At 62.8% G+C, this 12,460-nt stretch carries 10 protein-coding genes and 1 tRNA gene; 5 read left to right on the forward strand and 6 right to left on the reverse strand.

The annotated features are described in order from the left end of the window. Positions 1–2: 2 nt before the first annotated feature. Positions 3–74 (reverse strand) — tRNA-Arg (locus tag ACFE70_RS19570). Positions 75–213: 139 nt separating this feature from the next. Between ACFE70_RS19570 and ACFE70_RS19575 the strand changes: the two genes are divergently transcribed. Next, positions 214–714, forward strand: a complete 501-nt coding sequence (locus ACFE70_RS19575) for an organic hydroperoxide resistance protein (protein WP_375419473.1) — start codon at positions 214–216, stop codon at positions 712–714. A 127-nt stretch (positions 715–841) separates the two neighbouring features. On the opposite strand, the gene sucC is transcribed toward ACFE70_RS19575, so the two are convergent. Beyond that, positions 842–2,035 carry an ADP-forming succinate--CoA ligase subunit beta gene (gene sucC / locus ACFE70_RS19580; RefSeq protein WP_375419474.1) on the reverse strand — a complete coding sequence of 398 codons (1,194 nt, stop codon included), beginning with the start codon at positions 2,033–2,035 and terminating at the stop codon, positions 842–844. Positions 2,036–2,377: 342 nt separating this feature from the next. Between sucC and ACFE70_RS19585 the strand changes: the two genes are divergently transcribed. The 4 genes from ACFE70_RS19585 (at position 2,378) to ACFE70_RS19600 (ending at position 8,913) form a co-directional block, all read left to right on the forward strand. After that, positions 2,378–4,495: an RICIN domain-containing protein gene (locus ACFE70_RS19585; RefSeq protein WP_375419475.1), complete on the forward strand. Its 2,118-nt coding sequence runs from the start codon at positions 2,378–2,380 to the stop codon at positions 4,493–4,495. 232 nt (positions 4,496–4,727) lie between these two features. Next, complete coding sequence (locus ACFE70_RS19590) at positions 4,728–5,381, forward strand: ABC transporter ATP-binding protein (RefSeq protein ID WP_375419476.1); 654 nt, start codon at positions 4,728–4,730, stop codon at positions 5,379–5,381. 481 nt (positions 5,382–5,862) lie between these two features. Continuing rightward, positions 5,863–6,681, forward strand: coding sequence for a hypothetical protein (locus ACFE70_RS19595; RefSeq protein WP_375419477.1), 819 nt, complete (start codon positions 5,863–5,865; stop codon positions 6,679–6,681). A 276-nt stretch (positions 6,682–6,957) separates the two neighbouring features. After that, entirely contained in the window at positions 6,958–8,913 is a 1,956-nt protein-coding gene (locus ACFE70_RS19600; RefSeq protein WP_375419478.1) for an ATP-dependent DNA helicase RecQ, read from the forward strand. Positions 8,914–9,006: 93 nt separating this feature from the next. Here ACFE70_RS19600 and ACFE70_RS19605 read toward each other — a convergent pair whose 3' ends face one another. From ACFE70_RS19605 to ACFE70_RS19620, 4 genes are all read right to left on the reverse strand, one after another. Beyond that, positions 9,007–9,303 (reverse strand): rhodanese-like domain-containing protein, encoded by a 297-nt coding sequence (locus ACFE70_RS19605; RefSeq protein ID WP_375419479.1) that lies wholly within the window; start codon positions 9,301–9,303, stop codon positions 9,007–9,009. 35 nt (positions 9,304–9,338) lie between these two features. Further along, positions 9,339–9,779: a hypothetical protein gene (locus ACFE70_RS19610; protein ID WP_375419480.1), complete on the reverse strand. Its 441-nt coding sequence runs from the start codon at positions 9,777–9,779 to the stop codon at positions 9,339–9,341. Positions 9,780–10,007: 228 nt separating this feature from the next. Continuing rightward, entirely contained in the window at positions 10,008–11,912 is a 1,905-nt protein-coding gene (locus ACFE70_RS19615) for a T9SS type A sorting domain-containing protein (RefSeq protein WP_375419481.1), read from the reverse strand. Between the two features lie 177 nt (positions 11,913–12,089). Then, positions 12,090–12,460 (reverse strand): PASTA domain-containing protein (locus ACFE70_RS19620; RefSeq protein WP_375419482.1); only part of this gene is annotated, 371 nt, incomplete at its 5' end.

Genomic DNA, 12,460 nt, shown 5'->3' on the forward strand with positions numbered 1-12,460 from the left:
AGTGGTCGCGCTAGGAATCGAACCTAGATCAAGAGCTTCGGAAACTCTCATACTATCCGTTGTACGACGCGACCGGGGTAGGGCGGGCAAAAGTACGGACAAAACCCGGTGCTGCCAAACAAAAGGCGTTTTCGGCGCCTGAGCCCAGTCGGGCAGTAACCCAAAAGGGCCGAAATCAGTTTAGCCCAACAATCCCACTTACCAACTCACCTGATGAAAAAGAATCTCTATACGGCCGACGCGTCGGCCGTCGGTGGCCGTAGCGGCCACGTGCGCTCCGCCACCGGTATCATCGACCTCGACATGAGCGTACCCGAGGGCCTGGGCGGCAAAAAAGGCGCTACCAACCCCGAAGAGCTGTTCGCGGCCGGCTACTCGTCGTGCTTTCAGCAGGCGCTGCTCGTCATTGCCCAGCGCGCCGGCGACAAGCTCGACCCCGAAACGACCGTGAAGTGCGAAGTGACGCTGTTTCAGGAGGGCGAAGGCTACGGCCTGAGCACCGTGCTGGACGTGGATTTGAAGGCCTTCGACCGCGACAAAACCATCGAGATGGTGCGCGCGGCCCACAAAATCTGCCCGTACTCGGTCGGCACCCGCGGCAACATGGAAGTCGAGTTGCGCGTGCAGGGCGAGGCTATTCCGGTGGACGCCAATGAGAACCAGGGGGTGGCTGAAAAAGGCGGCGTGCAGGAAACGGCCAACGCCGCCGGCTAGTCAGCCGCTTAGCTTTCAGTTAAAAGTTGCGCGTAAAAAGCTAAAATCCCTACCCCCCTCGCTTGGCTTGAAGCCGGATGAGAGGGGTAGGGATTTTAGCTTTTTACGCGCAACTTTCAACTTGCTATTAAGCCGCCAGCACTTCCTTCACCCGTGCCGCCGCATCCTTGAGCAGCACGGCCGACCTCACTTGCAGGCCGCTTTCATCGATGATGCGGGCGCCTTCTTCGGCGTTGGTTCCTTGCAGGCGCACGATGATGGGTACGCGGATGTCGCCAATTTTCTTGTAGGCCTCCACCACGCCCGTCGCCACCCGGTCGCAGCGTACGATGCCGCCGAAGATGTTAATCAGGATGGCCTTGACGTTGGGGTCTTTCAGAATGATGCGAAAGCCAGCCTCAACAGTCTGCGCATTGGCCCCGCCACCCACGTCGAGGAAGTTGGCGGGCTCGCCGCCCGAGAGCTTGATGATGTCCATCGTGGCCATTGCGAGGCCCGCGCCGTTGACCATGCAGCCCACGTTGCCGTCGAGCTTGACGTAGTTCAGGTTCGAGGCCGAGGCTTCGACTTCGAGCGGGTCTTCCTCGTTGGTGTCGCGCAGAGCCACGAAATCGGGGTGGCGGAACAGGGCGTTGTCGTCCAGCGTCACCTTGGCATCGACGGCCATAATTTTATTATCCGACGTTTTCAGCACCGGATTTATCTCGAACATGGCCGAGTCAGTCTCGTCGTAGGCCTTGTAGAGGGCCGTCACGAACTTCACCATTTCCTTCTGCGCCTCGCCGGTCAGGCCCAGGTTGAAGGCGATTTTGCGGGCCTGAAAGCCCTGCAAGCCCACGCTGGGGTCCACGTGCTCGCGGTGCAGCTTTTCGGGCGTGGCCTCGGCCACCTCCTCGATATCCATGCCGCCCTCGGTGGTGTAGATAATGACGTTCTTGCCGGTCGCGCGGTCGAGCAGCACGCTCATGTAGTATTCCTTGGGCTCAGAGGCGCCGGGGTAATACACGTCCTGGGCCACGAGCACCTTGTGCACCTTGCGGCCCTCGGGGCCGGTCTGCTTGGTCACGAGCTGCATCCCGATGATGTTGCCGGCGATTTCGCGCACCTGGTCCAGGTTTTTGGCCAGCTTGACGCCGCCCCCTTTGCCGCGCCCGCCGGCATGAATCTGGGCCTTGATGACGTGCCAGGAGGTGCCGGTGTCGGCGGTCAGCTTCTCGGCGGCAGCCACGGCCTCTTCGGGCGTGTCGGCCACAATGCCTTCCTGCACGCGCACGCCGTATTTTTTCAGGATTTCCTTGCCTTGATACTCGTGAATGTTCATAAGGGAGAGGGGGGTAGGGAGTTTCGGGGGCGAAGGTAAGGCAGTATTAGTCCTTTGTCAGGTTTCAAGGCGAAGCCGCTTCTGGCCCGACCAAAGCCGCTGCTGCGCCGGCCAGCCGCCGCCCGCCGCCGGCACGCTTTCGTATTTTATGCAGCTATATTTAGGCTCCCCGTAAGAGCCAAAAAAGTAGCGGAAAAGCTCAGTCAGGGCGGACCAGGCTGGTTGCTGGGCCGCCTTTGTTGTTTCACTACTTAATCTGCCCGCGCGCGTATCCGGCCGCGCGGCCGCCGCTTACTCAAAGCCGGACCATTTATCCATCCCTACCCCCCCCACACCCACCCCATGCTTAACTCTACTCTCGTTTGTTTTGCCGCCGTCTCAGGTGGCCGCGCTGCCCGCACCCGGCGGCTGCTGGGGCTGTTTCTAGCCTTGATGAGCTTTGCCAATGGTGCTTTCGCGCAGAGCTTTTTGCGCGCCGACGGCCCCCGCATTGTGAACGCCAGCGGCCAGGAAGTGATTCTCAACGGCATGAACCTGGGCAACTGGGCCGTGCAGGAAGGCTACATGATGAAAGTCGGCTGGCCCGGCCTCGACGGCAAGCAGACCCAGGGCATGGTCAAGAAGACGCTCTACAACGCCGGCATGAGCGACGCGGCCGTGGAAACATTCTACCAGAACTACCGCAACAACTTTATTACCAAGCCCGACATCGACTATATCGCCTCGAAGGGCTTCAACTGCATTCGGTTGCCGCTGCACTACGAGCTGTTTCTGACGCCCGGCCAGCGGGCGGTGCGCAACAGCGTTATGCGCGGCACGGTCTCTTATGATTCCTACGTAAGTCAGCTCACGAGCTGGTACAACGCCAATCAGCTCTTCACCGACCCGGCCAGCATGGAGGCCGTGCGCATGATTGACAACACGCTGGCCTGGGCCCAGGCCAACAACCTGTACGTGGTGCTGGACATGCACGCCGTGCCCGGCTCGCAGGGCACCGACGCCAACATCGCCGACCAAATCCGGGCCAACGACCTCTGGGCCCGCGCCATCAACCAGGACGTACTCAACCGGCTGTGGAGCTTCGTCTCGAACCGCTACAAGAACGACGCCCGCGTGGCCATGTACGACCTCATCAACGAGCCCAATAACGCGCCGAGCAATCCGCAGATTCACGATGTGCTTCAGCGCCTCATTACCACAATTCGGGGGCAGGGCGACAACCACCTGCTGCTGCTCGAAGGCAACGGCTGGGGCAACGACTTCAACTATATGGAGCCCTACACCTTTCCCAACCGGGCCAACCTGGTGTATAACTCGCACCGCTACAGCGGCACCGGCTATCTGATGGACAACGGCGTGAACTCGACCGGTGGCGGCGCCAACGACCTGCGCTTTATCGGCAACCTGCGCAACTTCCGCTCGACGCACAACGTGCCCATCTGGGTGGGCGAGACCGGCGAAAACTCCGACGCCTGGATGAAGGAAGCCGCCAAAAACCTTAACTCCGTGGGCATCGGCTGGTGCCACTGGACTTACAAGCGCTTCGAGGACCGCAACAACCCGGCCTTTATGCACATCAACCCGCCCTACGTCGTGGACGGCCCCGCCGGCCTGAACCAAGTGCTGACCAATATTCAGTTTGTCAACTGCATCCCTAACACCACCGTTGGCGCCGTATCGCCCAACCAGAACGGCCTCGTGAACTACCCTGGGGGCGGCAACTACAACGGCACGGCCAGCACTTCGGGCGGCCCGGCGGTAGGCCGTATCTACGAAATCAGCTCTAAAAACGGGGGCAAGGCGCTGGAAGTCTCGGCCAACTCGACCGCCAACGGCGCCCGCGTGCAGCAGTGGACCTGGGCCGGTGCGGCCAGCCAAAAGTGGAAGCTGGTGGATGTCGGCGGCGGCTACGTGCGCATCGTGAACAGCAACAGCAACAAGTCCCTGGACATTGCCGGGCCCTCGACCACCGACGGCGCGCTGACGCATCAGTGGGACTGGTTTAGTCAGGACAGCCAATATTGGCAGATTGTGGGCAATGGCGACGGCACTTACCGCATCGTGAGCAAATACAGCGGCAAGGTGCTCGACGTGCAGAACAACTCGACGGCCGACGGCGCCGCCGTGCAGCAGTGGACCTGGGGCGGTGGCGCGAATCAGCGCTGGTGGTTCAGCGACCAGGGCGCGGCGAACCGCGGAACTTTGGCTACGGCCACCGCGGCGCCCGCCGCGGCTGGTGTATCGCTTTATCCCAACCCGGCCGAGGAGCAGCTCACGCTCGAAGGCGCGGAGTCGTTCGTGGGCGGCGAGGTTCGTATTCGGGACGTAGCTGGCCGCGAAGTAGCCCGTGCGGCGTATCAGGGCCAGACCATTTCGGTGGCGGGGCTCAAAGCCGGCCTCTACCTGCTGGAACTGCGCCACGCGGGCGCTACCAGCCGCCTGCGCTTCGCCAGGCAGTAAGGTAGGCGGAAGCCTATTGCTCGGCTGCCTTCAGCGCCCGGAGCCGGTAGCCCCGGCTTAGAACGGCCCGCTGGTTTGCTTAGCGAACCAGCGGGCCGTTTAGTTACCGCAGCCGCGACTGAATTAAACGCTGAAGCAAACGGCCGCCGCGGTAGTTCTTGGCCGGGCGCTGCCCCGCCTTTTCCGTAGCTTTGTCTGTCCCGCTGTTCATAAAGTAACCGCCGCCTACCCCTTGCTGCAAGCCATCAACCTCCGCAAAGCCTACCAGTCGCTGGAAGTGCTCAAGGGCATCGACCTCACCATTGAGCGGTCGGAAATCGTGAGCATCGTGGGCTCCTCGGGAGCGGGCAAAAGTACCTTGCTGCACATTCTGGGCACCTTGGATAATCCGGATTCGGGCGAGGTTTTGTTTGATGGCGAGTCGGTGAGCAGCCTGGGGCGCACGGCGCTGGCGCGGTTTCGCAACCGCCACATCGGCTTCATCTTTCAGTTTCACAATCTGCTGCCCGAGTTCACGGCCCTCGAAAACGTGTGCCTGCCCGCTTACCTGGCCGGCCGCACCGAGAAAGAAGTGCGCGTGCGGGCCCGCGAGCTGCTGGCCATGCTCAACCTCGAAGGCCGTGCCGACCACAAGCCCAGCGAGATGAGCGGCGGCGAGCAGCAGCGCGTGAGCGTGGCGCGGGCGCTCATCAACTCGCCCGAAATCATCTTCGCCGACGAGCCCAGCGGCAACCTCGACACCCAGAACGCCTCGGAGCTGCACCAGATTTTCTTTCTCTTGCGCAAGGAGCTGGGCCAGACCTTCGTCATCGTCACCCACAATGACGGCCTCGCCGACATGGCCGACCGCAAAATCGTGATGCGCGACGGCCACATTATGGAGTAGTCTGCAATGAGCAATGAGCAATGGAGAATGAGCAGTAAGGCAGTCAGCCCCAGCGAGGCGACATATCGGTAGAAAAGCCCTACCCTTGAACAAGCGAGCCCCAGCGGGGCGGCACCTGGCGTTAGCTAGCGTCGGGTGCCGCCCCGCTGGGGCTCGCTTGTTTCCCTACCCCCCTTCTGACGCGCTAAGCTGCTCCGCCGGGGACGCTATGCCGCGGACGTAGCAGCGCTGATTTTCAGGCGCTTCAGGTCGGCCGGAAGCGGCTGATAATGGGAAAGAAAGGCTGCTTTACCTCATGGCTCATACATTTAGTCAATCATACCCAATTAAGTTAGTTTCCGACTCGGAAAATAAATTCGTAAGTAGTTGATAGTGAGCACGGAAATTTGCCTGAAAATCCGCTCGGAATCGCACGTTTTGCGCCTGGTGTAAGTTATGCATCCGAACAGCAGTTGGACACATAACATACATGCAAAGTACCATGAACGAGGCCCCTAAAACCACCAAGGAAGTTACCAAGAAAGTCCGCGTTGAGAGCTACGACATCTCGCGCTCGGACGAAACCCTGGATTTGGCGAAGGACCTCGCCAAGTTCATCAAGGACAACAAGCTCACCACCAACGTGCAGGGCAAGGAGTTCGTCAACGTGGAGGGCTGGCAGTATGCCGGCTCGCGTCTGGGCATCGTGCCCATCGTTGACCACGTGATTAACGTGAGCACCGACACGGAGATGAAGTACCAGGCCAAGGTGACGCTCTTCGACCTGCGCTCGCAGCACACCGTTGGCGCCGGCTTCGCCGTCTGCTCCAATAAGGAGTCGGGCAAGAAGTTTTACCAGGAGTTTGCCATTATGAGCATGGCCCAGACCCGCGCTATCGGCAAGGCGTACCGCAACTGCCTGGCCTGGATTATCCGCGCCGCCGGCTACGAGCCTACGCCCGCCGAGGAGATGGACTATAACACCAACGTGGCCACGACTGCTGCTACTCCTGCCGCCGCGCCGGCCGTGGCTCAGCAAGCGCCTGCTGCTGCACAGCAGCCCGTTATGAAGGCGCTGCCCGCCGACCAGCCCGCTGCTGCGGTAGTTGCGGAGGCCGCCGTTGCGCCGGTGGTGTACGCCACGGCTTCGCAGAAGGAGGAGATTATCCGCCTGCTCAACCATCCGGTCATCACCCGCCAGGAGAAGACCAAGATGCTGCTCAACATCAACCGCCTCGATGAGGAGCGTGCCACGGCCGCCATCGCCAAGCTACGCTCGGCCATTGATGAGCGCGAAAACGGGCAGGCAGTAGCTGCTTAAGCGTTAGATTTCGTTTTGCTTTTCAGCCCGGTTCCCATTATGGGGGCCGGGCTTTTTTGTGAGGTCGCCCCTTTGCCGCAACCCCATCCCCTAGCCCCTTCCCCGATGGGGAAGGGGGACTAGCCGCTAGCTCTAGTTTTTGAAGTTGAATCTCGTTTCTGGGATTTAGAGAATAGAACTAGAGCTAAAAGCTAGTTCCCCTTCCCCATCGGGGAAGGGGCTAGGGGATGGGGTTGCGGCAAAGGGGCGACCCTCAAACCGCCTAAATTTGCTCCCATGCCCGCCGCCCTACCCCCTCCCTCCGACGATGAGCTGCTGCCCCTGCTGCGGCAGACCTGGGGGCACGCGGCGTTTCGGCCCGGCCAGGAGGAGATTATCCGGCACGTGCTGGCGGGCCACGATGCGCTGGCCCTGCTGCCCACCGGTGGCGGCAAAAGCATTTGCTTTCAGGTGCCGGCGCTGGCCCGGCCGGGGCTGTGCGTGGTGGTCTCGCCGCTGATTGCGCTCATGCGCGACCAGGTCGCAAACCTGCGCCAGCGCGGCGTGAAGGCCGAGGCGATATACGCGGGCCTGAGCCACCAGGAGATTGACCAGGCGCTGGACAACTGCGTGTACGGGCCAGTGAAGTTTCTCTACGTCTCGCCCGAGCGGCTGCTCACGGACCTGTTTCGGGTGCGCGTGGCGAAGATGAATGTGAGCCTGCTAGCCGTCGATGAGGCGCACTGCCTCTCGCAGTGGGGCTATGATTTTCGGCCGCCCTACCTGCGCATCGTGGAGCTGCGGGCCTTGCTCCCGCCCAACACGCCGGTCATTGCCCTCACGGCCACGGCCACCGCCCAGGTGCAGGCCGACATCGTCGAGAAGCTGGCGTTTCGGCCGGGCCACGCGGTTTTTCGGCAGAGCTTTGCCCGGCCCAAGCTCTCGTACTCCGTGCTGCCTACGGAGGATAAGCTGCGCCGGCTTCTGGAAGTGGTGAGGGGGGTAGGGAATACGAAATGCGGCATCATCTACGCCCGCACCCGCCGCCAGACCGAGGATACGGCCGCCTACTTGCAGCAGCAGGGCCTGAGCGCGGCAGCCTACCACGCCGGCCTGCCGCCCGACACGCGTGCCAAGGTGCAGCAGGACTGGGTGGCGGATAAAACCCGGCTCATCGTGGCCACCAACGCCTTTGGCATGGGCATCGACAAGCCCGACGTGCGCCTCGTGGTGCACCTCGACGCGCCCGATTCGCTCGAAGCTTATTACCAGGAGGCCGGCCGCGCCGGCCGCGACAATCTGTATGCCTTTGCCGTGCTGCTCAGCGCGCCCAACGACGCCGATGAGCTGCGCCGCCGCACCCGGCAGGCGTTTCCGGCGCTCGACACGGTGCGGCGCGTATACCAGGCGCTGGCCAATTACACCCGCACGGCCGTGGGCGGCGGCGAGCTGGTCGCGTTTGAGTTTGATATCCAGCTCTTTGCCGAAACCTACCGCATCCGGGCCGTCGAGGCGCATAACGCGCTTAAGCTGCTGGCGCGCGAGGGCTTTATTCAGCTCAATGAGGCCGTGCACCAGCCGGCGCGGGCCCACATCATCAGCTCGCACCAGGACTTGTACCACTTCCAGGTGGCGAATGCGACCCACGACCTGCTGATTCGCACGCTCTTGCGCCTGCACGGCGGCGAGCTGTTTGCCGGCTTTCAGCCGATTTCGGAAAGTGCCATCGCGCGGGCCTTGCGCCTGAGCACGCAGGAAGTGCAAAAGCAGCTGCGCTACCTGCACGGCGCCGGCATCCTGCACTATCAGCCCAAATCCGACGCGCCGCAGGCCCTGTTCACCACGCCCCGCTTCGACGCGCCCAAGCTGCCGTTGGAGCAAAAGCGCCTGCTCGCCGCCCAGGAGCTGGCCCGCCATAAAACCGAGGCCGTGCTGGGCTACTCGGCCAGCCCGCGCTGCCGCCAACAGCTTTTGCTGGCGTATTTCGATGAGCCCGATGCTGCTAAGTGCGGCGTGTGCGACAGCTGCTTAGCGGAGAAAAAGCAGGCCCAGCCGCCCGCCGAAAACGCTGCGTTGCGCCCGCGCCTGCTTCAGCTGCTCGGCACGGCGCCGCAGACGCCGCGCGAGCTGCTCACCCAGTTTCCGCCCCGCGAGGCGCCCGCCGTGACCGAAGCCGTGCGCACGTTGCTGGAAGACGGGCACGTGCGCTACCGCAGCAGCGGCCAGCTGGAGGTCATTTCAGTTAATAGTTAGCAGTTAGCAGTTAACAATGAGCAGACAGCCTCCCAGCATAAGTCGGGCAATTTGCGACATCACACAGTTACACAGTTCGTTAACGGCTCACTATTAACTGTTAAATGAAGCGATGCCGCCCAGCAGATTGCGCACGTTGGTGAAGCCTTGCTGGGTCAGAAACGCCTTGGCCGAGGCCGAGCGCCCGCCGCCCTTGCAGTGCACAATAACTTCCTGGTCCTTCAGCTCTTCCAGCTCGTCGAGCTTGCCGGGCAAGTCGTTCAAAGGAATGTTCTGGGAGCCGGGGATGCGGCTTTCCTCGACCTCCCAGGTTTCGCGCACGTCGATGATATGCGGGGTTTCGCCGGCTTGCTGGCGCTGCTTGAGTTCTTGGGAAGTGATGTCGGGCATGGCTGAGAAAATGAGGGGGGGTAGGGGACTGTGAGCTAAGCGGGGGGCAGGTTTTCTAAATCCAGCAGGTCTTTGAGCCGGCCGGTGGCTTGTTTATTACGGCGTAAAGAAGCCAAATCAACGAACTTAAGGGGTACGCCTTCCATCGTCATCACCGTGCCAGTCGCGGCGGAGGCAGCGAAGTCGATACCGGGCACTGCGGTCATTAAATCCAGCCAGCCGTTGCCCGCTGCAAACGACATGAAGGCTGGAATCTGAGTGAAATCCTGGGGCTCAAATTCGCCGGCTGCGTAACCAAAACGCTCCAGTGCGCGCACGGCGCGCTGGCCATTTTCGAGAGTTGCCCGGATTAACAAATCCAAATCGTTGGTAAAGCGAGGGTAGCCGTGCGCGATAACGGCAAACCCTCCGATGATGAGGTACTCAACGCCCTCCTCTTCGAATAGGCGCAGCAGCTTTAAGTACTCGGGCTCCATCGGCAGAAGATAAGGGCGGGTTTATAGAATTAGCAGCGTAGAGCAGCCGGCCTCGGCGAATCAGCTCCTGAGCGGCGGCTAGCCGCTCCTGCGGCGTTTTGCTCCACCAGTAGTGGCGCTGCCGGGCTTCTATCTCAGCCGGATTCGTGGTCTTGAAAACGGGTTGCATAAGGCATAAACATAGAGAAAATCCGGTTAAGACTGAATTACAGATTCTTGCACCGATGCCTACTCCACCACCAGCCGGCGCACGGCCGTACCGCCATCGGCCAGGGTGAAGCGCACCAGATAGAGGCCCGGCGCGAGGGTGGGGGGTAGGGAAAGCAATGGCCGGCCGGCTTCGGCAGCGGGCTGCTGCCACACGGTTTGGCCCAGCGCGTTGAGGAGCGCGGCGCGGCGGAAGCTGGCGCCGGCCACGCGCACCGGTCCGCGGGCCGGGCTTGGATTAGGATAAAGCCGCAGTGCTATCTTATCAACGGCCGGGGTGCTGGCGGTGAGCACGAAGTTGGTCATCAGCGGGCGCAGCATGGGGGCGCCGCGGTTGCCAATGGCCGCCTGCCAGTCGCCCTGCGTATTCTGAAACAGGTAGTTAGCCGGCACCGCGGAGTTCAGGTCTTCGCCGTAGTGCAGAAACCGGCCCTGCGAGGGCTGGCCGTAGCCAATCCAGAACGAGCCGGTTACTTCCACGGGTCGCTCAAAAAATATATCTACATACGCCTGGTCGCGGGTTAGCTCCGGGGTCAGCGTCCGCGTGGCGAGGGCGCGGGGCGCGGTCACGGAGTCGGGCTCATTGTCCACATTATCCCAGATGGCCACGCTCACCGAGCGCGGCGCGGCATCCACGAACACGGGGTAAAGGCGCAGGCCGCGCACCTGGTCGCGCTGGTTGAGGTCGATGCGATACGCCAGATACGAGGCCGGGCCGGTGCTGACCGCCGGCAAGGCCAGGATACCCTCGGCCGTGCCGTCGTCGTAGGCGTAGTAGTTGCGCAGGTCCACGTCGCGGCTGATAGAGTCGTTGGGCTGGCTGTTCAGCCGGGGATTCAGTTCGTTGGTGAGCAAGGTCAGCTCATAGCGCAGCGTCTTTTGGGTAGGCGTGATGGGCACCGGGGCCAGGCGGGCATTGCCCGTAATCACGTCCTGTCGCACCCCGGCCGTGATAGAGCGCGAGTTGCGGGCCGGGTCCGTCCAGGAGCCCAGTTCCGCGCCGCCCACCTCGCGCACCGTGCCCTGCCAGGTGATGGGGGTAGGGGTGGTGTTGGGCAGCGCCAGGCTATTGATGGTCAGGCTCAGCTCCGGGTTCAGCTCGTCGAGGGGGGTAGGGGCCGCATTAAATTGCCAGACCGGCATGGCCGCGTAGCGCCGCAGCGGGCTGCTCAGGCCGCGGCTGATAGCGATGTCGCGGAAGGTCGTGTCATTGGCCGGGCGGTTTTGGTCGAGCAGCACGTAGTCCACGCTCCAGGCGTCGCGGCCATCGGCGCCGTTGCCGGTGGCGCGGAAGCGAAACTGGAAGTCGGGCCGGAAGTACGCCGCCTGGTCCACGGGTAGAATGACCTGCCGGAAGCTATTCACCGTGCCGGTGCTGGTTTCAGTGCGCACCGTGGTCCAGCGCGTGCCGTCCCAGAAGTCCGTTTCCAGCAGCACCGGCGTGCTGCCGCCGCTGCGCCGGGCGCCGTCGCCCACCGTGCCGGCCTGCCAGGCATAGCTCAGGCGCACGCTGCTGGCCGGGCTGAGCGCGCTCAAGTCTATCGGCTGCGAGGTGAGCGTATCGAGCGCGCCGAACGCATTGCTGCCCGGCGTGTAGCCCAAGCCGTTGGCCTTCAGACCGTCAAGGGTGGCCGCGCCCCGGCTGGGCGGGGCCACCGCTAGCCGGTTGCTGACGTAGGCGCCGCCCGTGGCCAGCCAGCGCAGCGGGCTGGGCCGGCCCTCGCGGGGCGTCGTGAAGTCATCGAAAAAAGGCAAACTTATCGTGGCCGTGCCGCGCCGCGCCGCGCCGGCCACAGGTGCGGGGCGCAGGCCGGCGCGGGCCGGGTCGGCGGGCAGCGCGCCGCTTACCAGCTGGGCTTGTGCCAGGGTGGGGGCCAGCAGCAGGGGTAGGAAAAGAAGCCGGCCGGTGCGGAAAAAGGCGCTCATGCGAAAGGGAAAAGTGCAGCCCCACCCCCCGGCCCCCTCCCCTGCGGGGGAGGGGGAGCCACGGCGGAGCAAACTGTTGACTAGATGTTGAACATAAAAAACATATTTTTAAAATTCTGACGGCCGCTGTGGCTCCCCCTCCCCCGCAGGGGAGGGGGCCGGGGGGTGGGGCTGGGCTTACTCCGCCACCCACAAATCCACCAGCTGGCCGGTGCGAATGGTGGTGCCCGGCGCGGCCACCGGCCGCTGCCGCACCACGGTGCCGGTGGTCTGGCCTTCCTCGGGCGCCTGCTTGAAGATTTCGCCTACTTGCAGCCCCTGGCCAGCGAGCAGCGTGGTGGCCTCGTCCTCGGGCATGTTCACCACGTTGGGCACCGGAAACTCCTGGTTGCCCTGCCCATCGGCCACCACCAAATCAACCTTGGTGCCCTTGGCGATGGGGGCGCCGGGCTTGATTTCCCTACCCCCCACCAGCTGCTGCAACACCTCGTTCTGGGCCAAATCGGGCTTGAGAATAATCTGGCCCACTTCCAGGTCGTAGCTTTTCA

This window comes from uncultured Hymenobacter sp., assembly GCF_964243305.1.
Taxonomy (GTDB): domain Bacteria; phylum Bacteroidota; class Bacteroidia; order Cytophagales; family Hymenobacteraceae; genus Hymenobacter.